Below are 23,547 nucleotides of genomic sequence, written 5' to 3' on the forward strand. Positions count from 1 at the left end.
AGGCTGGCTCGTGGGGTCGACTTTAATCGAACATCGGTGGTCAAGGGCGGTCCGGCTACGACCGAAGGAAGTCCCGCAGGAAAGCCGGACCCACAAAAGGAGGCTGCCGGGATGCAAGCGCTTCGTTGCGAAGCGGCGGCAGCCAGCCAACTGGCTTGGCGACTCCGCGCGCCCGAGTGGGTGAAACGACCGGATGCCTTCGCGAGGCCATTTGACGTGTCGGCGCGCCGGACGAACCAGGTGACCCAATGTAGTCACTGCCCGCTCCAGTCGCGACTGCGAACGATCCGGCTCGAAGAGCCGTGTGTGAGTGGCGCCCCGCGCTGAATAAAGATAACGAATATGTATCGCCGTTCGGACTACGATCGCGCCGCCGCTGGGCCCCTGCTGCCGACGCCAGTCGTGCTGCGCCGCCGCTGACAGTTTGGCGGGCATTTATCGGCAATTACTGCCGCTCGCGCTCGCAGCGCTTGTGACTGCTCCGGCGACCCCAAGGAAGGAAGAACGATGGATATCACCCGAAAGGCAGCGATGAAGACGCTGGAAGGGGCCGCCGAGTACTTCCCCGGCAAGGTCACGGTCAGCGGTCAATTCCAGCGACCGGATCCCTCCCGCGTGAATGGCGCGATCGTCCACTTTGACCCCGGTGCGCGCTCGGCATGGCACACGCATCCGGCGGGCCAGACGCTGATCGTCACTGAGGGAGTGGGCTGGACGCAGGTGGAGGGTGGGCCGAAGCTCGAGTTCCGCGCTGGCGACATCGTGTGGTGCCCAGCCGAGCACAAGCATTGGCATGGCGCGACGCAGCATGAGGCCATGACCCACGTCGCCATTCAGGAGTCGGTGAACGGTTCGCCGGTGACCTGGATGGAGAAGGTCACCGAGCAATATCTCGCCCCGGTTGGCGGGGACTGATCCAGTGCCGCACCTGATCGTGAAACTCTGGCCCGACAAGACTCAGGCGCGGAAGCAGGCGCTTTCAGAGGCCATCGTGCGCGATGTCACCCACCTTTAAACTTTAAAATCGAAAGGCTCTAATCATGATTCTGGAAGAGACCTTCACCCTGGCCAACGGGGTTTCCATTCCGAAGCTCGGCTTCGGCACCTGGATGATCGGGGACGACGACGCGGCCCGCGCGGTACGCGACGCCATCGACATCGGATATCGGCACATCGACACCGCCCAGGCCTATGCCAACGAGCGCGGGGTTGGCGAAGGTGTGCGCAGCAGCGGCGTTCCGCGTGACCAGGTTTTCGTCACGACCAAGCTCGCGGCCGAGAGCAAGAGCTATGCCGACGCCCAGGAACGCATCGAAGGATCGCTGCGGGCCCTGGGGCTCGACCACATCGATCTCATGCTGATCCACAGTCCGCAGCCTTGGGCGGAGTTCCGGGAGGGCGAGCACTATTTCGAGGGCAATGCAGAGGCCTGGCGCGCGCTCGAAGGTGCATATCGCGCCGGCAAGCTTCGTGCGATCGGTGTCTCCAACTTCGAGCGGGCCGACATCGACAACCTGCTCGCCACCTGCAGCGTCGCACCGATGGTGAACCAGGTGCTGGCGCATGTCGGCAACACGCCCTTCGACCTTATCGACTATTCCAATTCGAAGGGCATCCTGGTCGAGGCCTATTCGCCGGTTGCGCACGGCGCGGTGCTGAAGGATGCGGGCTTGCGGGCGATGGCCGACCGCTACGGCGTGAGCGTCCCGCAGCTCTGCATCCGCTACTGCCTGCAACTCGAACTCCTGCCGCTGCCCAAGACCGTGAACCCAGCGCACATGCGCGACAACGCCGCTGTCGACTTCGCAATCTCCGATGCGGACATGGATACGCTGCGGAGCGTCCGGGACGGCACCGACTATGGCGAGGCGAGGATGTTCCCTGTGTTCGGCAAGAAGCGTCAGGCCGAAACAACGACCGGGAAGAGCTGAACCACCGCACCGGGCGAGGGACATTCCCCGGGGTCGCGGGCGCGGCTCAGGAATCAGTCCGACGTTACCGGGCGCGGCTGTCCGAGCGCCCTACTCGAGGAGACAAGCCGTCATGAGAGCCATAGGATTGTCCGAGTTCGGAGGCCCCGAGGTGCTGCGGGCTCTCGACCTGCCCCTGCCGGAGGTGCGGTCGGGCGAGATCCGGATTCGCGTGGCCGCCGCAACCGTCAACCCGGTCGATGCGATGGTTCGCAAAGGATTGGCCTTCGTCTCCGACGCCGCGCCACCCTATGTTCCCGGCATGGAGGCGGCGGGCGTGGTCGATCGTATCGGCGACGGCGTCAGCACCGATCTTGTTGTCGGCGACCGCGTCATCGCAATCGCCGTCGTCTCCGGGACACACGGCGCTTACGCCGACTATCTTGTCGTCCCCGCGGACTCGGTCGTACGCGCTCCAGCCAACGCCTCGGACGTCGAAGCCGCCACGCTGCCGATGAACGGACTGACGGCCTGCATGGCGCTCGATCTTCTGAAGCTTCCGACTGGCGGCAGCGTGGCCGTGGTCGGCGGGGCCGGCGCAGTCGGCGGCTACGCCGTGCAGCTGGCCAAGGCGGACGGTTTCCGCGTGATAGCGGACGCGGCTCCCGGCGACCTTCACAGAGTGAAGGAACTCGGTGCCGACATCGTCTTTCCCCGAGGGGAGGACTTCCCTGAGCTCGTGCGCCAGGAGATACCCCAAGGGGTTGATGGACTCGTCGACACTGCGGGGATCGTCGTGTCCGTAGCGCGCGCGGTTCGTGACGGCGGTCGCATCGTGACGTCGGCTCCTGGCGCGCCGCTCGCAACCGAGCGCGGGATCGTCACTGAACGCACTTTCGTGCCCGACTACTCCCGCAATCGAAGCGCGCTCAATCGCCTTCGCGAGTTGACCGACGCGGGCCGCATCACGCTCCGGGTTGCCAGAGCCCTTCCTGCCGAGCAGGCCGTAGAGGCTCACCGGCTGCTCGAGACCGGCGGCCTGTGGGGCCGTATTGTCCTGACCTTCTGATCCGAGCCCGCGATGTACGCAGGTAGAAGCAACGATGCGTCGGCACTGATGCTGGGGCTTCTTGTCATGCTTGGAGTCGCCGTCGCAGCGTGCTCGCAAACTGTCGGGAGATCTGTGGAGCAAAACGCCCCCGCGCCGCGCTCTGAAGGCATGGTGATTCGCCTTTGGGAACTGGAAGTCGATCCCGCGCAGCTCGGCGCGTTCAGGGCAGTCGGCGCCGAAAACCTGGAAGCCTCCACCCGGCTCGAGCCGGGCGTGCTGATGATGCACGCTGTTCAACTCGCCGATGACCCCACGCAAGTCTGCGTGCTCGAGGCCTATGCCAGTCAGGAAGCCTATGAGTCGCACATCAGGACGCCTCACTTCCTCAAGTACAAGGCCGCAGCTCAGCGGATGCTGAGGTCGCAAAGGCTGGTCCCCGTCAACCCGATCCTGCTCTGCGCCAAGGGAGGGACCATCCCTCCGGCCGTCGCGCAGGGCTTGATGGTCCGCATCGCGGTCATTGGTGTCGATCCCACGCAGATGGATGCCTACAAAGCCTTGCTCACCGAGGAACAGGAAGCTTCGGTCCGGCTGGAGCCGGGGGTCCTGATGCTCCACTCGGTCCAATACGCCGAGGACGCTTCGCAGGTTCGGCTGCTGGAGGTCTACGCCGGCCGGGAGGCGTATGAGTCGCACATCCAGACGCCCCACTTCCTCAAGTACAAGAACGGGACTGAAAGGATGGTGAGGTCGCTCGAGCTTCCGCTCGCAAACCCGATCATGCTTGCCGCGCAGCCGCCAGTCCAGGCGGTCGGTTCCGTCACTTGCATGTGAGGCTCGCGGACCGTGTCTGATCCGCTGCCGTGCTTGGCTTGGGAATGACCGCAAAGTCCCACAAATCGTCATTCGGAGACTGGGTCGGGCGCCCGATTCCGCCACAAACGCTACGCTAATTCCGCGTCCAGCCGCCGCTGCCCGCAGCTACTGCGCTTTGAAAAGCTGGTGCGCCCGACTGGATTCGAACCAGTGACCCCTGCCTTCGGAGGGCAGTACTCTATCCAGCTGAGCTACGGGCGCGTGCTGCGGCGGCGGCGAGATATTACGGGTCGACACCCCTCGGGGTCCAACCCGAGAGGGCTTGAGGCATCGATCGGAAGCGCTGAAAAACCCTCGTCGCGGATTTCCTTCATGTTTTTTTGCGGTTTGAGGCCTGCCGGCAGGCCGCTATACTGCGCGCCCCCGTTTGGGCCATCCCCTTTTCTGGAGCCGCTGTGAGCGCTGCGCACGATAAGAAGTTCTTCAATATCTTCACGCTGGTCCTGGGCGTGCTGATTCTGATTGCCCTGGGCATCTATTTCCTGGCGCGCAATGTCGCCGTCGATACGCAGGAAGCGCACGTGCTCCAGGACCCGGCCATGCAGGCCGCGGTCAATGACCGGATTGCCCCGGTCGCCAAGGTGGCCGTCAGCGGTCAGGACAATTCAGCGCTGGCCGCCGCCAAACCGCAGGCCGCCGCCCCCGCTGCCGAACTGCCCGGCGAAGAGGTCTACAACATGGCCTGCATCGCGTGCCATGGCGCCGGCGTGGCCGGAGCACCCAAGAATGGCGACAAGGCTGCCTGGGCCCCGCGCATCGCCAAGGGCTTGGACACATTGCACAAGCATGCGATCGAAGGCTTCCAGGGTCAGGCCGGCTTCATGCCGCCGAAGGGCGGACGCGTCGACCTGGCCGACAAGTCCGTCATCAATGCCGTCGATTTCATGGTCGCGGCAAGCAAGTAACCGTCATCCCCCACTGACCGGCGACGGCGTCACCGCGCCGTTCGCCCGGCTGCGATCGAATCTCCTCAAGGCGATCGCCTCTCCTACCTGGTTCTCCCCGATCTCGTCCGTGCCGGCGAGATCGGCAATCGTTCTCGCCACTCGCAGTATCCGGTGATGCGCCCGTGCCGACAGGCCCAGCGCGGCCGTCGCACGCTCGAGCATGGCTGCTGCCTGACGACTGGCACGGCAATGCATCGTCATCTCGCGGTTACCGAGCCTGGCGTTGGCCTTGCCCTGCCGCGCTGACTGCAGTTCTCTCGCGCAGCGCACCCGTTCGGCAACCACTGCACTCGATTCGATGCCGGCTCCTTCGCCATGGAGCGCATGCGGGGCAACACGCGGCACTTCGACATGCATGTCCAGTCGATCGAGCACCGGTCCGGAGATCCGCGCCCGATATTTCTCGATCTTGTCCAGGCTGCAACGGCAGCGTCCCTGCGAATCGCCGAGGTAGCCGCACGGGCAGGGATTCATAGCCGCGATGAGCTGAAAGCTGGCGGGAAATTCCAGCTGCTGCGCAGCCCGCGACACGGTGATGTAGCCGTTCTCCATGGGTTCGCGCAGCACTTCCAGAACGCGCCGCCCGAATTCCGGCAGTTCGTCGAGAAACAACACACCGTTGTGCGCCAGCGAGATCTCACCGGGTCGTGGCATCGCACCGCCGCCCACTAACGCAATCGCCGAAGCCGTGTGATGCGGTGAACGGAACGGCCGGATCCGCCATTCATCGAGCCGCAAGGCCGCGCCACAGATGCTGCGCACGGCCGCGACCTCGAGCGCCTCCTGCTCGCTCATCGGCGGCAATAGTCCCGGCAAGCGCTGCGCCAGCATGCTTTTGCCGGTACCCGGCGGGCCGATGAACAGCAGGCTGTGTTGCCCGGCGGCGGCAATCTCCAGCGCGCGGCGCGCATGCTGCTGACCGCGCACGTCGCCCAGATCGAGAGCATTCGCTGTCGCGGCCGGCAATGATTCACCGGCCTTGAAGCTCAGAGTCCGCGACTGCGTCGCATGCGCGGCCACTTCGAGAAGATGGGTCGCGACGGCGACGCGACACTGCGTGACGAGCTGTGCCTCCTGCGCGTTCGCCGGCGGCACGATCAATGAGTGCCCGACCCGGGACGCAGCCAGCGCCGAGAGTAATGCGCCCTTCACCGGCCGCACTTCGCCACTGAGGGACAACTCGCCGTACAGCTCGCAGCATTCGAGGTTTGCGCCAGGCAGCTGTCCCGAGGCCAGGAGAATGCCGAGCGCGATCGGCAGATCGAATCGACCTCCCTCCTTCGGCAGATCCGCCGGCGACAGATTCACCGTGATACGACCGGCGGGCATTTCGAAGTTGCAGTTGGCGATCGCAGCGCGCACGCGATCCTTGCTTTCCTTGACCACCGCTTCCGGCAAACCCACGATCGTGAACGCGGGCAGTCCATTGCTGATATCCACCTCAACGCGCACCTGCGGCGCGTCCATGCCGTGCTGCGCACGACTCAGAACCGTTGCCATTGCCATTCCTTGGCGCTCCTTTAAATCAAGATTCAGAAGTCTCCACGGGGATCACGGGGTATCACGGGGGCGGAATCAAACAGAGAAACGCGCCGGATTCCGTCCTTCAGCAGCCGGCGATTGAAGTTCAAAATAGATCCAACGCGTATGTCGCCGAGTCGTAGATACGCCAGCAGCTGCGAAATATGCGACGAGCAGGTCGGCACGAAAGCCAATTCCGAGGTCGACACCCCGATAGATGACTGGAAGCGGTGCCTGTCTTCGCACCGCGATACCTGCCTGCCGCAGTTCGTACACGAGTGCGGATTCGTACAACGACTCGAGCAACGCCGGGCAAAGGTGGCGATGTACGGTTGTGGCTGCCGTCAGCGTACGGTCGATGATGTCGAGCGGGCATTCCTTTGCCACTTGCCGTCCTTCCAATGCTATTCCGAACCCGTGATACCCCGTGTTCCCCGTGGAAACTCTTAGCGTCTCTTAGCTCTTCGGCTTCTCCACCGCCGCCAACCGCGCTTCCAGCGCTTCGAGTTTTTCGCGGGTGCGGCGCAGGACGCCGGCCTGGACATCGAATTCCTGACGGGTCACGAGATCGAGCTTCGACAGGCCCGATTGCAGGACGGCTTTGAAATTCGCTTCGAGGTCCCGGCGCACGGCGCTGAGGCCCTCGGGAACGGAGGATGCGAGCCGGCGGGCGAGATCGTCGATGCTTCTGGGATCCATGGGAAACAACAGCCTTGGCGAGGGAATCGCTGAACTCTAGGGAGCGCATACCGGCAAGGCAAGCTGCGAGCGATTGGCCGTCGCTGCGGGCGCGGTGCACCCTTTTCGCTGGCCTGTCGCCGGCTTCGCACGGCGTTTCAGGCGGAATCCACTTGATTCTGCGCCAACACGAGGCGTCTGCGTCAAAAAAGCGCACTAATCGAGTGCGGTCCTTGTATCCCGCCTAGGCCGCGCCAGTGTTTCATCCCGCCGATTTCGTGGCACAGAAAGTGCATTTCCGATGCGGCGCGAAACGAGTGCTGGAACGTTTGCTACGAATCTTCGCCGCTCGCGCCCATGACCTTCCAGGAGCCGGAATGCGATGAAGTTGATAACCGCGATCATCAAGCCATTCAAGCTGGATGACGTCCGTCAGGCCGTCGCGGATATCGGCGTTCAAGGCATCACGGTCACCGAAGTGCAGGGCTTTGGCCGGCAGCGCGGGCACACCGAGCTGTATCGGGGAGCGGAGTATCGGGTGGATTTTCTCCCCAAGACCAAGATCGAGCTGGCCGTCGACGACTCGATCGCCGAACAGGTGGTCGAGGCAATCACCAACGTCGCACGCACCGGCAAGATCGGCGACGGCAAGATTTTCGTAATCAATCTCGAGCAAGCGGTTCGCATTCGTACTGGCGAGACAGGCGTCGAGGCGGTTTAGTTTTTCGAGCACCTCCTGGCAATCAAATAAATTCTTCCCGTAGGAGAACGACAGTGAAAAGACCTTGGTCCACGAGCCGCGTGCTCACTTACCTGTGGAGCGCAGTGCTACTCGCACTGACGTTCGTCGGGCCCGAAATGGCGCTGGCGCAGGACTCGGCGCCGACAGAAATCACCGCAGCAGAAGCAACAGTGGCGACTGAAGAAGCCGCTCCGGCCGCCGAAGCAGCGGAAGAAGCCGCGCCGACTCTCGACAGCGGCGACACGGCCTGGATGCTGACGGCAACGGCCATCGTTCTTTTCATGTGCATCCCCGGCCTTGCGCTTTTCTACGGCGGCATGGTGCGCTCCAAGAACATTCTTTCAGTGCTGATGCAGTGTATCGGCGCGACGGGCCTGATCACCGTGCTCTGGACGGTCTACGGCTACAGCCTGGCCTTCGATACGACGGGAATGGAGGCTGGCGTATTCGGCCTCAATTCGATCATCGGCGGCTTCGACAAGGTGATGTTCGCCGGCCTCACGACTGAATCCCTCACCGGGACGATTCCTGAGTCGGTGTTCGCCACCTTCCAGATGACCTTCGCCATCATCACCCCGGCGCTGATCGTCGGTGCGTTCGCAGAGCGCATGAAGTTCTCGGCCACGCTGCTGTTCCTCGGCCTCTGGTTCACGTTCTGCTACGCACCCATGACTCACATGGTGTGGAGCGGTGATGGCGCCCTCATGTGGGATTGGGGCGTGCTGGACTTCGCAGGCGGCACGGTCGTGCACATCAATGCGGGTATCGCCGGTCTGGTCGCTGCCATCATGCTCGGCAAGCGCAAGGGCTACCCGACCACGCCGATGCCTCCGCACAACCTCACGCTGACGCTCATCGGTACCGCGATTCTGTGGGTGGGTTGGTTCGGCTTCAACTGCGGCAGTGCACTCGCCGCCGGCCAGACCGCAGGTATGGCGATGCTGGTCACGCAGATCTGCACGGGCACGGCTGCGCTGGCCTGGATGTTCGCCGAGTGGATCAAACACGGTAAACCTTCGTTGCTGGGTATGGCGTCGGGCGCCATTGCAGGCCTGGTAGGTATCACGCCCGCCTGCGGCACCGTTGGTCCTGTCGGTGCGCTGGTCATCGGTGTTTCCGCTGGCCTGCTCTGCTTCTTCTTCGCAACCACGGTCAAGCGGGCCCTGGGCTACGACGACTCGCTGGATGTCTTCGGCGTGCACGGTGTCGGCGGTATCGTCGGTGCGATCCTGACGGGCATCTTCGCCTTCCCGGCCATGGGCGGCGTGTGGGAACCCACCGAAGGCGCCACCATCGCGAGCCAGGTCTGGATTCAGACCAAGAGCGTGCTCTTCACCATCGTGTTCACGGCGGTGGTCTCGTTCATCCTGCTCAAGATCGTCGACCTGATCGTCGGTCTGCGGGTCACAGCGGAGCAGGAGGAAGAAGGCCTCGATCTCACGCTGCACAACGAGCGCGGCTACAACCTCTGACCGTCGATGCCAGCGGCCATCCGGCCGTCAGCACAGGAAACGGGCGCGCAAGCGCCCGTTTCCTTTTGGGGGCCCGGAACGTGACGCACCCCACAATCCCGCATCGTGCAGGCACTTGCCTTAATCCCGCCTGCGACCCTTCCTGATAGACTCGGCCGCGTCGATTCCGATGGGCACTGGACCGCTACAAGCCTCTGTTGTCATTGATGAAACTGGCTTCGGACGTGGCTATAACGACTGCAGCCGGTGGCATGGAACGGCACTGTCGGAGAGGCGGGTAGCGGGTATAACGGTGACCCGCATCAAAGGATTCGACGACCGATGCGAGCACACTCGTGGTCGCGTTGTGTCAGCTGCGCACTGTCGCCAGCGGATTTCGCGGGCGCTTCGAGTCAACGTCTGGAGATGGCGATGCTGCGATATTCATTGACCCTGGCTGCTGCCACGTTCGCGCTGTGCGCCGGTGCTGCCCACGCCGACGTCTACATGTTCAAGGACGCGCAGGGCAACGTGCAGTACACCGACAAGCCCCCGACTCTGCCGGCGGAACGGCTCAACGTTCAGTCGCGCAAGACGGACGTCGTCGAGGTCCAGGCCCGGCAGCAGGCGGAGCTGGCCCAGCTCAACGCCACGGCTCAATCCAGACAGCAAACTTCCGCCGCGCAGGCTGATCAGCGGGCGGCAGCCGATCTCAGCGCCAAGGACAAAGCCGATCGCTGTGTGAAGGCACGCGAGCGCTATGAAAAATATGCGACCTCCCAGCGTCTCTACGAGACGGGCGCCAATGGCGAACGCCGCTACCTGAGCGACGCCGAGCTCGACGGCGCGCGCAACAGCGCGAAGTCGACGATGGACGAGTTCTGCAAGTAATCGGCCGCCGGATCCCATGACCCGGCGGTGAAATTCCGGGTGGCGCAGACGTACAATCCCCAGCCGCGCTACGCCCTTACTTCCCGGAGTTCTGTTCGCCGATGACTACCCCTCTGCCTGTTCTGCGGCGTACCGGCTTCATCGGGCTCGGTGCGATGGGCATGGGGATGGCCCGCAATCTTCACAAGCATCAGTTGCTCACGGCGGTGTGGAATCGCACACCTGCGAAAGCGGAAGCCATGAGTCGCGAATCCGGCTGCGCGATGGTGCAGACCCCGGCCGATCTGGCGCCCCTGTGCGATGCCATCGTGATGTGTGTCTCCGCCGACGACGACGTGCTCGCCATGGTCGACGCGCTGCTGCCGAATCTCCGGCGCGACACGCTCGTCATCGACTGCTCCACCGTCAGCGCCAACACCGCGCGCGCCGCAGCGCATCGGTTGCGCGAACGCGGCGCACACTTCATCGATGCACCGGTGAGCGGCGGCGTCGAAGGTGCCCGTGACGGTACGCTGGCCATCATGTGCGGTGGCGATGCGACGGCTTTCGAGCGCGCGCGACCGGTGCTGGAAGCCATGGGCCGCGCCGTTACGCATTTCGGCGCCACGGGCGCCGGACAGGCCGCGAAGGCCACGAATCAGATCATGTGCGCCGGCGTCATTCAGGCAGTCGCCGAGGCCATGGCGTTCGCCAAAGCCGAGGACCTGCCGCTCGACAAGCTCATCGAAACCCTCGGCAAGGGCGCGGGCTCGAGCTGGTACTTCGTGAACCGTGCGCCGAACATCGTGCGCGACAGCTATCCCGCCGGCTTCCGTGTGCGTCTGCACGAAAAGGACCTCAAGATCTGTCAGGCCATGGCCCAGCGCCACGGCGTGCAGCTGCCGCTGATCGAAATGACGCTGGTCCATTACCGGCGGCTGATCGAGCAGGGACACGGCGACGAAGACATCTCGACGCTGTTCCATCTCAAGGACGCCCTGTTCGCGGCGGCGGCGGCCGACCCCAAACGCGCCGACAAGTCCTGAAGTCAGGTCGCGATGTCCGCGAGCGAATCCAGCACCCGCGGCTCCGCCACCCGATTGTTCCTGCCCGATTTCTGCCAGGGACCCGCGGTCCTGGCCATCGTCCTGATCGCCGAACTGGTCGCGATCATCTTCGCCATCGCACGGCAGGCGCTGCACGAAAACTTCTGGATCGATCTGGCGAGCTCGTCACTGTTCCTGCTGTGGGTGGGACTGATCTGCGCGGCCGTGCTGTGCCGCATCCGGCTGTGGCTGCAACGCCTGCCGGCAGCGCGCGCCGCGATGATCGCAATCGGCCTGCTGGTCGCGACCGTCGGCATCGTGTCGGAAGTGGTCTACCAGATCGGTAGCGCGTGGGGTCCCGGCAATCTGGAATCGAGCCGGCTCTATCCCAATGCGCACGTGAATTTCCTGCTGCGCAATATCGCCGTGGGGTTCATCGTCAGCGCGCTCGCGCTGCGTTACTTCTACGTCAGCGCAGAGTGGAAACGCAGCATCGAAATGGAAGCGCTGGCGCGCATTCGCGCCCTGCAGGCGCGCATCCGCCCGCACTTCCTGTTCAACAGCATGAACACCATCGCGGCGCTGACCCGTACCAATCCCCGCAGCGCCGAACAGGCCGTGGAAGACCTCGCTGATCTGTTTCGCGCGAGTCTCGCGGAGGCGGACACGATGATCATGCTGCGCGAAGAACTGGACATTGCCCGCACTCATCAGCGCATCGAGCAGTTGCGCCTGGACTCGAGGCTGAGGGTCGAGTGGCATCTCGACGATCTGCCGCTGAACACGATGGTGCCCAGCCTGATCGTGCAGCCGCTGCTGGAAAACGCCGTGTATCACGGCATCGAAATGCTGCCTGCAGGCGGAGTCGTAACGATTACGGGATGCCGCAAGGAGCGCAACGTCGAGATCGAGGTACGCAACCCCATCCCGGCACAATCAGGCTACGACGAACGTGAGGGCAACCGGATGGCGCTGGAAAACATCCGTCAGCGCCTGGAGCTGGCCTGGCCGGGCCGTGCCCACATCGAGACACGTCAGACAGAGGGCGAATTTTCCGCACGCCTCGTCTTCCCGTATGCTGACGGGCAAGAGGGAAAATGAACGGGAAGACGCAGATCACGAAGCAAGTACAAAGGAGCACACACGAACACATAGGAACACAAAGCAGGACGTTTTTTAGAATCGCTCCTTCTGTGCTCTTTTGTGTTCCTGTGTGCTCCTTTGTGTACCTGGCTTGTTCGTTCTGGCGTTTCACGCCGCTGATAACACATGAACCTGCTCATCGTTGACGACGAAGCACCGGCCCGCGATCGCCTGCGGCGTCTGCTCGAAGAAATTGGTGACTACCAGTCGATTGCCGAAGCCGGCAATGGCGAGGAGGCGCTGGCGTATTGCAGTGAAAAGCAGCCCGACATCGTGCTGCTCGACGTGCGTATGCCTGGACTCTCGGGCATCGAAGTCGCGCGACACATCGATACGCTGCAGGATCCGCCCGCCGTGATCTTCACGACCGCGTACGACCAGTATGCCGTCGAAGCCTTCGAGACCGAAGCCGTCGGCTATCTGCTGAAACCCGTTCGCAAGGAGAAGCTCGCTCACGCATTGCGGCACGCCGCACGCATTTCACCGTCGCGGTTGGTGAAAGTGGCGCAATCGGCGCGACTCGATCACCGGCGCGAACAGATCTGCGCGCGCCTGGGCGATCAGCTGAAACTGATTCCGCTGACCGATATCTTTTTTTTCACGGCCGACCAGAAGTACGTCACCGTCCGCCACAAAGGCGGCGAAAGTCTGATCGACGAATCCCTGAAGGCGCTGGCGGAAGAATTCGCGGCGGATTTCGTGCGCATTCATCGCAACGCACTGGTCGCCGAAAAATATATCTCCGCGGTCGAACGGACCGACGAAGGCAAGTACCACGTGCGGATGCGGGAGTGTGGTGATGTGCTGGAAGTCAGCCGTCGCCACGCGTCGGAGTTGCTCCGTCGTATTCGCGGCGAAGTCTGAACTCCAAAAGACCGCAATATTTGATCCGGACGTATCAGCGCAGCAGGCGAAAAATCCGCTGGCCTGCCGTGACGAATACGGCGCTGCGGCCAACCCACCGCAGGAGACGACGCGGACCGATCATGGTGAGCAGCGCAAGTCCGCCCACCAGCAGGGCGGGACTGGCCGCGTAGCGGCGAAACATGTTGATGCCGTGATCCACCGAACTCAGCCTGGATTCGATATTGCCGGCAACACGGGCGAGCTCCTCACGCTGTGAGGCACAGTGCGCACGCAGTGCCGTGCGCCGCTGTGCAAGTTTCAGCGTTCGTTCGCTCACATTCGTGCCCGCAGTTGATCACGGTCCTTCGCGAGTTCGGCCAGAGTCGCATCCAGCATCGGCGGCTTGGCCTTGAGTCTGCGCATCAGCATGATGCCGCCGATCGCCGCAATGAGCAGGAAGGCGCCGGTCATGACGATTGCAGCCGTAATCCGGTGCGTATCCCAGAACGCGAAGATGATGGTCAACGCACCGAGGAACAGGGCCATCATCGCGGCAAACAGTGCGATGAAGGACCAGATCAGCAGCTTCGCGACCTCCTGAACCTCTTCCTGGATCTCCGTCGTCAGCAGCTGCAGACGCGTGTGCGTGATCGCGACCAGCGTGGCCACGAAGTTGTTCAGCGACTGGAACAGACCAGTCACCGGCGCCGGGTCGCGATCCTGGGAACTGTCATGCATGCGCGCGATATCCGGTCAGTGGCGTACGCAGGGCGAGCTTCATCGGCGACTGATCAGAATGCCGAGCACCAGGCCAATACCGGCGGCAATACCGATCGATTGCCAGGGATTGTCGCGCACGTATTCTTCGGTAGCGTCGGCGAGTTCCCGCGCGCGGCGCAGGGCTTCCTCTTCGACTTGCGACAAACGCTCACGCGCCTGACGCAGCGACTCTTCGGCACGCGCGCGCACCTCCTGGATTTTTTCGCCAGTCTGCGCCGACGTTGCGCGCAGGAGCGCTTCAGCGTCGTTCATGACTGTCTTGAGATCTTCGACCAATCGATCGGTGGTGACTTCGCTGCTCATTGGGGATCCTCGATTCCGTTTCCTGGTTCGTGACACTTGCTTCGCTCTGCCACGCCCCTGGGCACTTTGGCGGCCTGACTTCGATACGGGCCTGGTGGGCATGGCATGGTATTCCGCTGTTCTGAAATTCAGCAACCCGGGAAGAGGCAACAAAGGTCCATGATTAACTCGGTAGTTGCCGCAGTGATAGCATTGCCGCGCCTGCCGCTCATCAATACATCACCTCGCCGGGGTACTGCCAATGGAGTTGTCGCCCGACGCGACGGACCGCGACCGCTTCTACCGACGGACCTTCATGCTGGTCGCCGTGGCGGTGCTGGCGGTAGCCCTGTACAAAATTCTCGCCCCGTTTCTCGGGCCGATGCTCTGGGCGGCGTTTCTCGCATTCATCCTGATTCCCATCCACATCCGCCTCACCCGTGTACTGCGTGATCGTCCGCAGACCTCGGCCCTGCTGCTGACGTTCATGGTGCTGCTCTTGTTCCTGGGCCCGCTTGCCGCGATGGCCGCAGCCTTTGCAGCGCAGGTCGGCGACCTGGTGCGACACGCGCAAGCCCTCCTCGCGGACCAGACATCGTCCAACGGCTTCGAACTTGCCAATGTTCCATGGCTCAACGCGCCCTGGGTTCAGCAGGGACTGGCGCGGCTCGAGAGGATGTTCGATATCAATCCCACCGAACTGGCCGGATGGGTCAAACAGGGGGCGAACGAGGTCCTGCAGTGGCTGGCTTCCATGGGCGGACGCGTGTTCCTTGGCGCGATCGGTACCGTGGTCGGGTTCATCCTGATGCTGTTCCTGCTGTTCTTCTTCATTCGCGACGGCCGCGAGATGCTGTCGACGGCACGCGAACTGGTGCCAATGCCGGAAGAACAGAAAGCGCGCCTGTTCGATCATCTCGCCGCCGTAACACGCGCCATGGTGCTGGGCACGGGCGTGACCGCCCTGATTCAGGGAACGCTGGTGGGCATTGCATTCGTCATCGTGGGCCTGCCCTCCGCGCTGGTCTTTACCGTCATCGCCGTGCTTGCTTCGCTCCTGCCCTTCGGCGGCACCGCACTGGTGTGGGCGCCTGCGGCCATCGTGCTCGCCGCCCAGGGACGCTGGGGCGCAACCATCTTCATGGTGATCTGGGGTGTATTGCTGGTCTCGCTCGTCGATAATGTCGTGCGGCCCATGCTGGTGTCCGGGCGCGCCAATGTCGGCACGCTCACGGTGTTCATCGGCGTACTGGGCGGACTTGCGGCATTCGGTGCGATCGGGCTGTTCCTTGGCCCGGTAGTGCTGGCGCTGATCATCGCGCTGGTCCGACTGTTCCTCGAAGTACGCCGCACCGAAACCATCACGCCGGCACCCGCCGTCATATCTCCCGTCGCGCCGCAGACTGCACCCCCCGCTCCGAGCCCCGAATGACTGAACGACCATTGCGAATCGCCACCCGCCAGAGCCGGCTCGCGCTATGGCAAGCCGAACACGTCGCTGCGCAGCTGCGTGAACGACATCACGACATGGAGGTCGTGCTGGTGCCGATGACGACGCAGGGCGACCGCGTACTCGACCGTCCGCTCGCGCAAGTGGGCGGCAAGGGACTCTTCATCAAGGAACTGGAAATGGCGATCGCCGAGGATCGTGCCGACATCGCCGTGCACTCGATGAAGGACGTACCCAGTGAACTGCCACCTGGCATGACGCTCGCAGCGATGCTGCCGCGTGCCGACGCGCGTGACGCGTTCGTGTCGCAACGCTTCGCCGATTACCAGTCATTGCCGCAGGGTGCGCGCATCGGCACTTCGAGTCTGCGGCGACAAAGCCAGCTCAAGGCCCTGCGCCCCGATCTGGAGATCCTGCCGCTGCGCGGCAATGTCGAAACGCGGCTGCGCAAGCTGGATGAAGGACACTACGACGCGATCATTCTCGCGGCAGCTGGCCTCACACGGCTCGGCTATATCCAACGCATCACTCAGTATATGGATGTCGGCCAGTCACTTCCCGCGGTAGGCCAGGGCATCGTGGGCATCGAATGCCGCGCCGACGACGCACGCAGTGTGCGATTGGCCAGCGCCCTCGACGATCCAACTTCGCGGCTGTGCTGCGAAGCCGAACGCGCCTTCGCCTTGCGGCTGCAGGGAAGCTGCCAGTCGCCGATCGCAGGCTTCGCACAGCTGCAAGGCAACGAACTCACCCTGCGCGGGGTCGTGGGATCGGAAGACGGCAAGACGATCTATCGCGGCACGTCGACGGGTACATCGCCGCATGCTGTCGGCGTGGAGCTCGCCGAGCGCCTGCTGAGTGCCGGCGCCGATGTGTTGCTGGCCGCACAGCGTGCTCTATCGCCGGATTTCGGAGCTACGCAGTGATTCCAGCAGTCATTCCCCCGCTGACGGGCTTATCCGTTCTCGTGACCCGACCAGCACCGCAGGCTGAGCTGCTTGCGGTCAGCCTGCGCGCCCATGGCGCCGATGCCGTCGTGCTGCCTGCCATCGACATCCAGCCGCGCACGGCCACGACATCGGAGATCTACGATCTGGTGGTGTTTGCGAGCGTGAACGCGGTCGAGCATGGCGCGAAAGGCATCACGCGTTCGGACTCGACGCGCATCGCCGCCATCGGCAAGGCAACGGCCGCTGCGCTGGAAGCTCTCGAGTGGCAGGTCGACATCGTGCCGGAGCGCGGCTTCACCAGCGAATCGCTGCTGGCACATCCGGATCTCGCCCTGGTGGCCGGCTCGCGCGTCCTGATCGTGCGTGGCACGGGCGGGCGTGAAATGCTGCGGCAAACGTTCCAGGAGCAGGGCCTGGTGGTCGACGTGCTGGAAGTCTACGAACGTGCGATGCCGCAGATCGACGCCGCTCGTCGCGACGCGCTCGAGGCCGCGTGGCGCGCCGGTGAAATCCCCGTTGCGACCGCCACGAGCGTGGAAACCCTGACCCACCTGCTCGCGCTGCTCAGCGAGCAGGGCCGTGAATTGCTGAAGCGCGTGCCGCTGGTGGTGCCGAGCCAGCGTGTGCGCGACGCGGCGGTGGAGCTCGGGCTGCAAGGCGACTGCATCGTTGCGCCGGCCGCCGATGACACGTCCATCGTCGGTGCGTTGGCGCAATGGCACGCACGCGCACGCGCGGCTGCCTGACATACCCGCGCCACCCCCTATTTGGCGCGTGCCGGGCGGGCTGCCATACTCGCCGGGCTTAGTCTTGCCCTGCTGCTAGCTCATGGCCGATACCTCTCCCGACAGCATCCCGTCACACACGACTGCACCGGTCGTGCAGCGACGTCCCCATACGTACAGTCGCTTCACGACGGCAATTGCCGTGCTGGCGCTGGCCATCGGCGCCTATGCGCTCTGGCGGCTCGATGGCACGCGCGATCAGCTCGATGACGTGAAGGGACAGCTCGCCCAGACCAACACCCAGCGCCAGGTACTGCAGTCCGAGATCCGCTCGCTCACGGAACGCGAGCAACTGGCCCGCAGCGCCCTGGAGCAACGACTGAACGCATTGAGCGATGCGCCCAGACAGTTGCAGGAATTTTCCGCGGCGCTCGAGGAACTGCAGGGTCGGGCCGAGGGGCCGGAACGCGCCTGGTCCCGCGCCGAGGCGTCGTTCCTGATGGAGCTCGCGCAACAGCGACTCGCGCTCGATCGCGATATCGACACCGCCGTGGCCGCGCTCGAGGCCGCCGATTCCAGGCTGGCATCACTACGCGATCCTGCGGTCGCAACCGTTCGGCAGCAGATCGCACGCGAAGTGCAGGCGCTACGCGCCGTCGTGCGCCCGGACATCACCGGCATCCTGGCGCGTCTCACGAACGCCGAGGAGCAGGCCGCAGGTGCCGCGGTGCTCGGCATCGTCGCGGTCGAACGGACCACACCGGTCACTCAGTTGCCGGAAGGTTTCTTCGCACGCGCGTGGGCCGTGGCGCGCAACGCCATCGCGGGCCTCGTGACCGTGCGCAAGATCGACTCGCGCGGCGGCAACGTAGTGACCCTCGAAGAACAGTCACTGCGCCGCCAGCATCTGCAGCTGCTGCTGTACTCGGCGCGTGCCGCCGTCGTGCGGCGCGACAGCTCCGCTTATCGCAGCGCGTTGGCTGGCGCGCGGCAGTGGCTGGGCGAGTTCTTCGATCTCACGGATGCGAAAGCCGCAGCGCTCGCGCGCGAAGTCCAGGCGCTCGAGCCAGTGAACATCGATCCGCCCCTGCCCGATGTATCCCGGTCGTCGCAGGCGCTGCAGCGGCTGCTGCCCGCACGGCGCTCACCACAATGAAAACCGGATGGTCCATCGCCGCAGCATTGATCGGAGGCGCGCTGCTCGCACACCTGCTGCTCGCCGATCCTGGCTACGTGGCCATCCGCTTCGCCGGCCGTCTCATCGAGATGTCCGCGGTCACGTTCGCACTGCTGCTCATCGGCGCATATTTCCTGTCGCGCTGGATCGTCAAGCTGATCAACGCACGCCGGCTATGGCGTGAAGCCCAGATCATGCGGCGCCAGGACCGCGCACGACGCAGCCTCGCCCGCGGCCTGCTCGAAATGTCGGAAGGCGAATGGCTCGCGTCGGAACAGACGCTCACGAACTCGGCGCAGGAAGCGGAAACGCCTGCAGCGCACTATCTCGTTGCCGCCCGTGCGGCCGATCTGCAGGGCGCCACGCAGCGTCGCGACGAACTGATCGCCAAGGCGCTCGATGCGTCTTCCGACCGGCGTGCGCCCGCGCTCATCATGCAGGCGGAGATGCATCTCAAACACGGGCAGTTTCAAGCCGCGCTGGAGGCGCTGAACCAGCTGGCGGCCACCGGCGAAAGCAATTCGCGCGCTGTCATGCTCACGGCACGCGCTCTGCGGCAGACTGGCGACTGGGAAAAACTGCAGGCCCTCGAACCTCGCCTGCGTACCACGCGCGGTGTCACCCAGGCATTTGCCGATGAGACCGTTGCCCAGATCTACCTGGACCGCCTGCAGGCAGCCGGCAAGAGCCGCGACGACAAGACGCTGGCCCAGGTCTGGAAGGAGCTGCCCAAGACGCTCGCACAGCGCGGCGAGATCGTCGTTGCCTATGCCCGCGCCGCGATGGCTTGCGATCAGGAAGACGTCGCAGAAGCCGAGTTGCGCAAGTTCCTCAGCAAGCAGTGGGACGAGTCTGCGGTACTCGTCTATGGTGAACTCGATACCGACGAGCCGCTGATCACGCTGGAACGTGCCGAGCAATGGCTGCCCGAACACACCGAGGACTCGGCGCTGCTGTTGACCTGTGCGCGGCATGCGATCCGCGCCGAGCTGTACGGCAAGGCTCGCAGCTATCTGGAAACCAGCATTGCGATCCGCCCGCGCTTCGAAGCCTGGCAATTGCTCGCGAACCTCTTCGAGCAACTGGGCGAACGCGACCGCGCCATCAAGGCGTTGAATGACGCGCTGACACACGCCGTCGGTCGTAAAGCGGCGCTACCGAAGATCCGTGCGCGTCGCTGGATCGATCGGCGGCAGTCGGATCGGAGAAGGAATTGACGATGGCGTGATCGACCAGTCACGCAGGTACGGACTACGCCCCTCCTGCCGCTGAATCGATCACTCACTGCATCGCTGCCCAGTCCATGCACTACACACGCCTCACGCTACTGCCCTCCCAGCTGGTACTCGCCGTCGAGGAGGGTGAAACCATCCTCGACGCCGCGTTGCGCGCGGGGCTCAACCTGCCGCACAGCTGCAAGGGCGGTCACTGCGCGTCCTGCATGGCCAAGCTCGTGAGCGGCGAGATCCGCTATCCCTCTGGTCGGCCGCTCGGGATCACCGCCGCCGAAGCGGATCGCGGCTACGCATTGCTGTGCCAGGCGCATGCAGCGAGTCCGGAGCTGACGGTCGAGATTCGCGAGATACGCCCGCCCGTGCCGGAGGAGCGCATCCAGAGTCTGCCGTGTCGCATCGAACGCATGGAGGCCATCGCACCAGGAATCATGGCGGTGCATCTGCGGCTGCCGGCCGCCGAGACCTTCAACTTCGTGGCAGGCCAGTACCTCGACATCATGCTGCCGCAGAACCGGCGCCGCAGCTTTTCCATTGCCAATCCGCCGCACGACGGGCAGCTCATCGAGCTGCACATCCGTCGCGTCGCCGGTGGCGAATTCACGCAGCAGTTGTTCGACGGCATGAAAGAGAAAACGCTGCTGCGGATCGAAGGTCCGCTCGGCCAGTTCTGGTTTCGTGAAGACTCGCCGCGCCCCGCACTGCTGATCGGCGGCGGCACGGGGTATGCGCCGCTGCGTGCGATGCTGCGACATCTGCTCGAACGTGGCGACACACGACCGCTGCATCTCTACTGGGGCGCGCAGACCCCGGCGGATCTTTACGAAGACGCGATGTTGCGCGACATGGCGCGCCGGTTCACGAACCTCACGTACACGCCCGTGTTATCGAATCCGGCCATACTGGATCGCTGGGAGGGGCGAAAGGGATGGGTGCATGAAGCCGCGTTCGCGGATCACCCTCGCCTGAGCGACTACGACGTGTATGCGAGCGGTCCGCCGCTCATGGTCGAAACCATCCGTCAGCAATACCTGGCGCAGGGACTGCCCGCGGAGCAATTGTTCTTCGACTCGTTCGACTTTGCACCGGATGCGCAGGAGAAGCTGCGGCAGACGACGCCGGGCTGAAGCGTCCTCCGCCACTACCGCAAGCCGCTAGCCGCACCGTCCGTCGCTGCGCGACGGCGCTGATTCCAGCGCCAGATGAGCGGCGCGAGAATGACGTCGTAAAACCATTCCGCCGACGGCTTCACGGCCGGCAGGCGAATGAACCATGCGAGTCCACGCCAGTAAGGCAATCCGCTCCAGACGGCGCACAGCGCCTCCATGCCGCTCAGCATCCGGCCCGAATCCGCGAGGACGTACACGCGCTTGCGCGCTGTCGGCAGATCGAGGCGATAGCGACTGATGAGTTCAGGCCGGGTCGCAACGTCATCGAACTGCCAGTTCCGTCCCGCGCGCGTCGCGGCCCGGCAGTAGGTATTCATTTCGCTGTCACAGATCGGACAGAGCGAGTCGTACAGCACGTCGCGCGGCATTTCCTCAGGCGATGACACACACAGGTCCGCGAGGGCTGCATCGAGGTTCGGGTAGCGGAACGTGAATCCCGAGGCCAGCGTTCGCACCGGCAGCACACGCTGGCCATCCAGCAACAATTGCGCGCGTTCGCCCAGGATTCGCCTCAGCAGCTGCTCAGGCGCACGTAGCGTCAGCGCACGGCCGAACTGCGCCGCCAGCGTCTGCGCGAACTCCTGCTGGCGCACGGGTGCAGGCGCTGTGGCATTGAGCGCGCCATCGACATCGTCATGGTCGATGCAGTGATCGATCAGACGCAGCACATCGTCGATGTGTATCCACGACACCCATTGCTGCGCCGTGCCCAGCGGCGTGGCAATGCGCGCGCGCGCAGCCAGCATCTGCTGCGGCAGTGCGCCGCCATCGCGTCCCAGTACGACACCCAGTCGCAGCCGACACACACGCACACCGTGATCCTTCGCGCGTTGCGCCGCCAGCTCCCACACCTGGCACAGCTGCGACTGGAAGAGCGTGCGACCCCGATCCGCTTCGCACAGTTCTTCGTCGCCACGCACGCCGTAGTAGCCGACGGCCGACGCACTGACGAGCACCGCGGGTTTGTGTTGCAGGCGGACGATCAGATCGACCAGCGACTGGGTCACGCTCACACGACTCTCGATGAGCAGTCGGCGACGCGACGCCGTCCAGGGTCGCGAAAAGATCGACTCTCCTGCGAGATTGACGATCGCGTCGATGCGACTGTCGTCGGCTATCTCGGCCAACGAGTTGCAGACAGTGACATGGGGACCGAAGAGATCGACGGCACGCGCCCGATTGCGCGTGAGCACCAGCGGGTGATCGCCGGCGGCGATGAATCGACGACACAGATGCTGACCGATGAAACCGGTCGCACCAGTCATGAGGATGCGTCGCGGACGCGCCTTGATGCCGACGGGCAACGGATCACGCTGCCAGCGCGCGGGGCGCCGTGGTGCGAGCATTGCGGCCAGCACGCCAACGGCAACGATCACGATGAGAATATTCATGTCGATGACCTCACGCCGCCCTGGCGAAAGACTCCATCCTGAAAGAACATGCGGCCGAACCAGTGATGGTTTGTGTCCATGACGAAGCGAAAGCTGTCATTGCCCAGATCGCGATGCACGACGTGTGTCACGCCGGGCAGAAACCAGTCGGGCAGTTGCGCTCGCCATGGGCCAACGCGGAAGAAATAGCCCGTGCTGAGAAAGTGCAGTTCGCCGTCGGTCTCGTAGACCTTGAGACGCATGTGCAGGCGGGCGTTCACTGCCTCGATCAGCGTGCCGTCCTCATCGAGCTGCTTGGTCGAGCGCACGACCACGGGCTCGCGACCGGCGAATTCATAGTGACGTTCCCAGACGATACCTGCCGCGGTATCCATGACCCGGACCGTCATCGGCACGTCTTCGCCGACATGGGGGGCCACCGGTGTGCCGATCAACCGGCACAGTTGCGCGAGCCACCGGCCCGGCAGCGAGGCGTGGACGGTGCAAACACCGCAATAGGTGACTTCGACATGGGTGTCCGCACCAAAGCGAGCACGAACCGCAGCCGGCAAACGCAACCAGGCTGCATGACCGAGCAGCGCATGGAAGTCGGGACGGCGCGGCGCGTGAGGCTCACGCCTGCTGAGATCATGGAGTGCGCTCGTGCTCATGTTGTTCTTCGCCTCCTCGCATCCATCGCCGTCCGTAATTTCAGGAAATACTGAATCCCGGGGGCAAAAAAATGCCTAGCCGACGATCTTTGCGACCTTCGTTCCCATGCGCATCAGCTTGAGCAACGTCGGGCGCGGCATGCCGCGGATCTGGTCGTACCACCCGGTCATTTCTTCGAGAAACTCCAGCATCGTCGCGATACGCTCCTTCACCTGATCGGGCGTCTCGGTGTCGTGCTTCGCTTCCTGGGCGCAGTCGCGCAGCATCTGCACGGTCGGATCGATCTCCCGGCGTTTGCGGCCATCGAGGATCGTCGTGAGCACATCCCAGATATCCTTGCGGGCCAGGAAGTAATCGCGGCGATCGCCGATGACATGCGTGATGCTCACCAGCTCCCAGGTCTGCAGCTCCTTGAGACTGACACTGACGTTCGAGCGGGCGATGGCCAGGGTCTCGGCGATGTGATCGGCGGTCAGCGGCTCGGGAGCCAGGAACAGCAGGGCATGAATCTGGGCAACGGACCGGCTTACGCCCCAGCGACTACCCATCTCGCCCCAGTGGAGAACGCAGCGTTCGACGGTGGGAGTGAGTTTCATATCTGTGGCATCGGTTATTTCAGGAATGTCTGAAATTTACGGAACGATTACGACGACTGTCAA

25 protein-coding genes, 1 tRNA gene and 1 pseudogene are annotated in these 23,547 nt (G+C 63.9%); 17 read left to right on the forward strand and 10 right to left on the reverse strand.

Translation table 11 applies throughout. The features are described 5' to 3' along the window. Window positions 1–507: 507 nt before the first annotated feature. The 4 genes from VIZ63_RS06155 to VIZ63_RS06170 all read left to right on the forward strand — a co-directional run bounded on the left by VIZ63_RS06155 (window position 508) and on the right by VIZ63_RS06170 (window position 3,795). Entirely contained in the window at window positions 508–915 is a 408-nt protein-coding gene (locus VIZ63_RS06155; RefSeq protein WP_331608653.1) for a (R)-mandelonitrile lyase, read from the forward strand. A 125-nt stretch (window positions 916–1,040) separates the two neighbouring features. Beyond that, window positions 1,041–1,931, forward strand: a complete 891-nt coding sequence (locus VIZ63_RS06160; RefSeq protein WP_331608654.1) for an aldo/keto reductase — start codon at window positions 1,041–1,043, stop codon at window positions 1,929–1,931. A 112-nt stretch (window positions 1,932–2,043) separates the two neighbouring features. Then, window positions 2,044–2,979, forward strand: a complete 936-nt coding sequence (locus VIZ63_RS06165; protein ID WP_331608655.1) for an NADP-dependent oxidoreductase — start codon at window positions 2,044–2,046, stop codon at window positions 2,977–2,979. A gap of 150 nt (window positions 2,980–3,129) precedes the next feature. After that, window positions 3,130–3,795, forward strand: coding sequence for a putative quinol monooxygenase (locus tag VIZ63_RS06170; protein WP_331608656.1), 666 nt, complete (start codon window positions 3,130–3,132; stop codon window positions 3,793–3,795). Window positions 3,796–3,961: 166 nt separating this feature from the next. Here VIZ63_RS06170 and VIZ63_RS06175 read toward each other — a convergent pair. Beyond that, a tRNA-Arg gene (locus VIZ63_RS06175) sits at window positions 3,962–4,038 on the reverse strand. Between the two features lie 194 nt (window positions 4,039–4,232). On the opposite strand from VIZ63_RS06175, the gene VIZ63_RS06180 reads away from it, so the two are divergent. Beyond that, a complete protein-coding gene (locus VIZ63_RS06180) occupies window positions 4,233–4,742 on the forward strand; it encodes a c-type cytochrome (protein WP_331608657.1) in 510 nt (169 codons plus the stop codon). A 3-nt stretch (window positions 4,743–4,745) separates the two neighbouring features. Here VIZ63_RS06180 and VIZ63_RS06185 read toward each other — a convergent pair whose 3' ends face one another. The 3 genes and pseudogenes from VIZ63_RS06185 to ubiK all read right to left on the reverse strand — a co-directional run bounded on the left by VIZ63_RS06185 (window position 4,746) and on the right by ubiK (window position 7,004). Beyond that, entirely contained in the window at window positions 4,746–6,290 is a 1,545-nt protein-coding gene (locus VIZ63_RS06185; protein WP_349261132.1) for a YifB family Mg chelatase-like AAA ATPase, read from the reverse strand. Between the two features lie 26 nt (window positions 6,291–6,316). Beyond that, window positions 6,317–6,692, reverse strand: a pseudogene (locus VIZ63_RS25370) (GxxExxY protein). Between the two features lie 69 nt (window positions 6,693–6,761). Next, window positions 6,762–7,004: a ubiquinone biosynthesis accessory factor UbiK gene (gene ubiK / locus VIZ63_RS06190; RefSeq protein ID WP_331608659.1), complete on the reverse strand. Its 243-nt coding sequence runs from the start codon at window positions 7,002–7,004 to the stop codon at window positions 6,762–6,764. A 361-nt stretch (window positions 7,005–7,365) separates the two neighbouring features. Here ubiK and VIZ63_RS06195 point away from each other — a divergent pair, with 361 nt between their 5' ends. From VIZ63_RS06195 to VIZ63_RS06220, 6 genes are all read left to right on the forward strand, one after another. Further along, a complete protein-coding gene (locus tag VIZ63_RS06195) occupies window positions 7,366–7,704 on the forward strand; it encodes a P-II family nitrogen regulator (RefSeq protein WP_324314372.1) in 339 nt (112 codons plus the stop codon). Between the two features lie 272 nt (window positions 7,705–7,976). Continuing rightward, window positions 7,977–9,197 carry an ammonium transporter gene (locus tag VIZ63_RS06200; RefSeq protein WP_349261137.1) on the forward strand — a complete coding sequence of 407 codons (1,221 nt, stop codon included), beginning with the start codon at window positions 7,977–7,979 and terminating at the stop codon, window positions 9,195–9,197. Window positions 9,198–9,608: 411 nt separating this feature from the next. Then, entirely contained in the window at window positions 9,609–10,067 is a 459-nt protein-coding gene (locus tag VIZ63_RS06205; RefSeq protein ID WP_331608661.1) for a DUF4124 domain-containing protein, read from the forward strand. A gap of 101 nt (window positions 10,068–10,168) precedes the next feature. After that, window positions 10,169–11,092, forward strand: coding sequence for an NAD(P)-dependent oxidoreductase (locus tag VIZ63_RS06210; RefSeq protein ID WP_331608662.1), 924 nt, complete (start codon window positions 10,169–10,171; stop codon window positions 11,090–11,092). Window positions 11,093–11,104: 12 nt separating this feature from the next. Next, on the forward strand, window positions 11,105–12,193 hold the full coding sequence (locus tag VIZ63_RS06215) for a sensor histidine kinase (protein WP_331608663.1): 1,089 nt from the start codon (window positions 11,105–11,107) through the stop codon (window positions 12,191–12,193). Window positions 12,194–12,361: 168 nt separating this feature from the next. Continuing rightward, window positions 12,362–13,099 (forward strand): LytTR family DNA-binding domain-containing protein, encoded by a 738-nt coding sequence (locus VIZ63_RS06220; RefSeq protein WP_331608664.1) that lies wholly within the window; start codon window positions 12,362–12,364, stop codon window positions 13,097–13,099. 34 nt (window positions 13,100–13,133) lie between these two features. On the opposite strand, the gene VIZ63_RS06225 is transcribed toward VIZ63_RS06220, so the two are convergent. Genes VIZ63_RS06225 through VIZ63_RS06235 form a run of 3 tightly spaced genes read right to left on the reverse strand, consistent with a single transcriptional unit; the run spans window position 13,134 to window position 14,164 of the window. Further along, window positions 13,134–13,418, reverse strand: coding sequence for a YqjK family protein (locus VIZ63_RS06225; protein WP_331608665.1), 285 nt, complete (start codon window positions 13,416–13,418; stop codon window positions 13,134–13,136). Continuing rightward, window positions 13,415–13,819: a phage holin family protein gene (locus VIZ63_RS06230; protein WP_331608666.1), complete on the reverse strand. Its 405-nt coding sequence runs from the start codon at window positions 13,817–13,819 to the stop codon at window positions 13,415–13,417. The genes VIZ63_RS06225 and VIZ63_RS06230 overlap by 4 nt, the downstream gene beginning before the upstream one ends. Before the next feature lie 39 nt (window positions 13,820–13,858). Then, window positions 13,859–14,164 (reverse strand): DUF883 family protein, encoded by a 306-nt coding sequence (locus VIZ63_RS06235; protein ID WP_331608667.1) that lies wholly within the window; start codon window positions 14,162–14,164, stop codon window positions 13,859–13,861. 241 nt (window positions 14,165–14,405) lie between these two features. Between VIZ63_RS06235 and VIZ63_RS06240 the strand changes: the two genes are divergently transcribed. The 6 genes from VIZ63_RS06240 (at window position 14,406) to VIZ63_RS06265 (ending at window position 20,804) form a co-directional block, all read left to right on the forward strand. Continuing rightward, window positions 14,406–15,575, forward strand: coding sequence for an AI-2E family transporter (locus tag VIZ63_RS06240; RefSeq protein ID WP_331608668.1), 1,170 nt, complete (start codon window positions 14,406–14,408; stop codon window positions 15,573–15,575). After that, window positions 15,572–16,519: a hydroxymethylbilane synthase gene (gene hemC, locus VIZ63_RS06245; RefSeq protein ID WP_331608669.1), complete on the forward strand. Its 948-nt coding sequence runs from the start codon at window positions 15,572–15,574 to the stop codon at window positions 16,517–16,519. The genes VIZ63_RS06240 and hemC overlap by 4 nt, the downstream gene beginning before the upstream one ends. 41 nt (window positions 16,520–16,560) lie before the next feature. Next, the gene (locus tag VIZ63_RS06250; protein WP_331608670.1) at window positions 16,561–17,289 is read left to right on the forward strand and encodes a uroporphyrinogen-III synthase; all 729 of its coding nucleotides are present in this window, start codon (window positions 16,561–16,563) and stop codon (window positions 17,287–17,289) included. Between the two features lie 82 nt (window positions 17,290–17,371). Further along, a complete protein-coding gene (locus VIZ63_RS06255) occupies window positions 17,372–18,424 on the forward strand; it encodes a uroporphyrinogen-III C-methyltransferase (RefSeq protein ID WP_331608671.1) in 1,053 nt (350 codons plus the stop codon). Beyond that, a complete protein-coding gene (locus VIZ63_RS06260) occupies window positions 18,421–19,662 on the forward strand; it encodes a heme biosynthesis HemY N-terminal domain-containing protein (protein ID WP_331608672.1) in 1,242 nt (413 codons plus the stop codon). Before VIZ63_RS06255 ends, VIZ63_RS06260 begins: the two co-directional genes overlap by 4 nt. Window positions 19,663–19,748: 86 nt before the next feature. Further along, the gene (locus tag VIZ63_RS06265) at window positions 19,749–20,804 is read left to right on the forward strand and encodes a 2Fe-2S iron-sulfur cluster-binding protein (RefSeq protein WP_331608673.1); all 1,056 of its coding nucleotides are present in this window, start codon (window positions 19,749–19,751) and stop codon (window positions 20,802–20,804) included. A gap of 14 nt (window positions 20,805–20,818) precedes the next feature. Here the strand turns inward: VIZ63_RS06265 and VIZ63_RS06270 are convergent, their stop codons facing one another. The 3 genes from VIZ63_RS06270 to VIZ63_RS06280 form a co-directional block, all read right to left on the reverse strand. Next, window positions 20,819–22,237: a TIGR01777 family oxidoreductase gene (locus VIZ63_RS06270; protein WP_331608674.1), complete on the reverse strand. Its 1,419-nt coding sequence runs from the start codon at window positions 22,235–22,237 to the stop codon at window positions 20,819–20,821. Continuing rightward, window positions 22,234–22,887, reverse strand: a complete 654-nt coding sequence (locus tag VIZ63_RS06275) for a DUF4166 domain-containing protein (RefSeq protein WP_331608675.1) — start codon at window positions 22,885–22,887, stop codon at window positions 22,234–22,236. Before VIZ63_RS06275 ends, VIZ63_RS06270 begins: the two co-directional genes overlap by 4 nt. Before the next feature lie 75 nt (window positions 22,888–22,962). Next, window positions 22,963–23,484, reverse strand: coding sequence for a GbsR/MarR family transcriptional regulator (locus tag VIZ63_RS06280; RefSeq protein ID WP_331608676.1), 522 nt, complete (start codon window positions 23,482–23,484; stop codon window positions 22,963–22,965). Window positions 23,485–23,547: the final 63 nt, after the last annotated feature.

This window comes from Povalibacter sp. (assembly GCF_036520495.1).
Lineage (GTDB): Bacteria > Pseudomonadota > Gammaproteobacteria > Steroidobacterales > Steroidobacteraceae > Steroidobacter.

Excerpts from the sequence above, each read along its gene's own strand:
- VIZ63_RS06200 (WP_349261137.1), top strand. The coding sequence starts at position 7,977 with ATGCTGACGGCAACGGCCATCGTTCTTTTCATGTGCATCCCCGGCCTT.
- VIZ63_RS06165 (WP_331608655.1), top strand. The coding sequence starts at position 2,044 with ATGAGAGCCATAGGATTGTCCGAGTTCGGAGGCCCCGAGGTGCTGCGG.
- VIZ63_RS06220 (WP_331608664.1), top strand. The coding sequence starts at position 12,362 with ATGAACCTGCTCATCGTTGACGACGAAGCACCGGCCCGCGATCGCCTG.
- VIZ63_RS06240 (WP_331608668.1), top strand. The coding sequence starts at position 14,406 with ATGGAGTTGTCGCCCGACGCGACGGACCGCGACCGCTTCTACCGACGG.
- VIZ63_RS06185 (WP_349261132.1), bottom strand. The coding sequence starts at position 6,290 with ATGGCAATGGCAACGGTTCTGAGTCGTGCGCAGCACGGCATGGACGCG.
- VIZ63_RS06210 (WP_331608662.1), top strand. The coding sequence starts at position 10,169 with ATGACTACCCCTCTGCCTGTTCTGCGGCGTACCGGCTTCATCGGGCTC.
- VIZ63_RS06265 (WP_331608673.1), top strand. The coding sequence starts at position 19,749 with ATGCACTACACACGCCTCACGCTACTGCCCTCCCAGCTGGTACTCGCC.
- VIZ63_RS06215 (WP_331608663.1), top strand. The coding sequence starts at position 11,105 with ATGTCCGCGAGCGAATCCAGCACCCGCGGCTCCGCCACCCGATTGTTC.
- hemC (WP_331608669.1), top strand. The coding sequence starts at position 15,572 with ATGACTGAACGACCATTGCGAATCGCCACCCGCCAGAGCCGGCTCGCG.
- VIZ63_RS06255 (WP_331608671.1), top strand. The coding sequence starts at position 17,372 with ATGGCCGATACCTCTCCCGACAGCATCCCGTCACACACGACTGCACCG.
- VIZ63_RS06235 (WP_331608667.1), bottom strand. The coding sequence starts at position 14,164 with ATGAGCAGCGAAGTCACCACCGATCGATTGGTCGAAGATCTCAAGACA.
- VIZ63_RS06195 (WP_324314372.1), top strand. The coding sequence starts at position 7,366 with ATGAAGTTGATAACCGCGATCATCAAGCCATTCAAGCTGGATGACGTC.
- VIZ63_RS06260 (WP_331608672.1), top strand. The coding sequence starts at position 18,421 with ATGAAAACCGGATGGTCCATCGCCGCAGCATTGATCGGAGGCGCGCTG.
- VIZ63_RS06160 (WP_331608654.1), top strand. The coding sequence starts at position 1,041 with ATGATTCTGGAAGAGACCTTCACCCTGGCCAACGGGGTTTCCATTCCG.
- VIZ63_RS06155 (WP_331608653.1), top strand. The coding sequence starts at position 508 with ATGGATATCACCCGAAAGGCAGCGATGAAGACGCTGGAAGGGGCCGCC.
- ubiK (WP_331608659.1), bottom strand. The coding sequence starts at position 7,004 with ATGGATCCCAGAAGCATCGACGATCTCGCCCGCCGGCTCGCATCCTCC.
- VIZ63_RS06170 (WP_331608656.1), top strand. The coding sequence starts at position 3,130 with ATGGTGATTCGCCTTTGGGAACTGGAAGTCGATCCCGCGCAGCTCGGC.
- VIZ63_RS06230 (WP_331608666.1), bottom strand. The coding sequence starts at position 13,819 with ATGCATGACAGTTCCCAGGATCGCGACCCGGCGCCGGTGACTGGTCTG.
- VIZ63_RS06275 (WP_331608675.1), bottom strand. The coding sequence starts at position 22,887 with ATGAGCACGAGCGCACTCCATGATCTCAGCAGGCGTGAGCCTCACGCG.
- VIZ63_RS06280 (WP_331608676.1), bottom strand. The coding sequence starts at position 23,484 with ATGAAACTCACTCCCACCGTCGAACGCTGCGTTCTCCACTGGGGCGAG.
- VIZ63_RS06270 (WP_331608674.1), bottom strand. The coding sequence starts at position 22,237 with ATGAATATTCTCATCGTGATCGTTGCCGTTGGCGTGCTGGCCGCAATG.
- VIZ63_RS06205 (WP_331608661.1), top strand. The coding sequence starts at position 9,609 with ATGCTGCGATATTCATTGACCCTGGCTGCTGCCACGTTCGCGCTGTGC.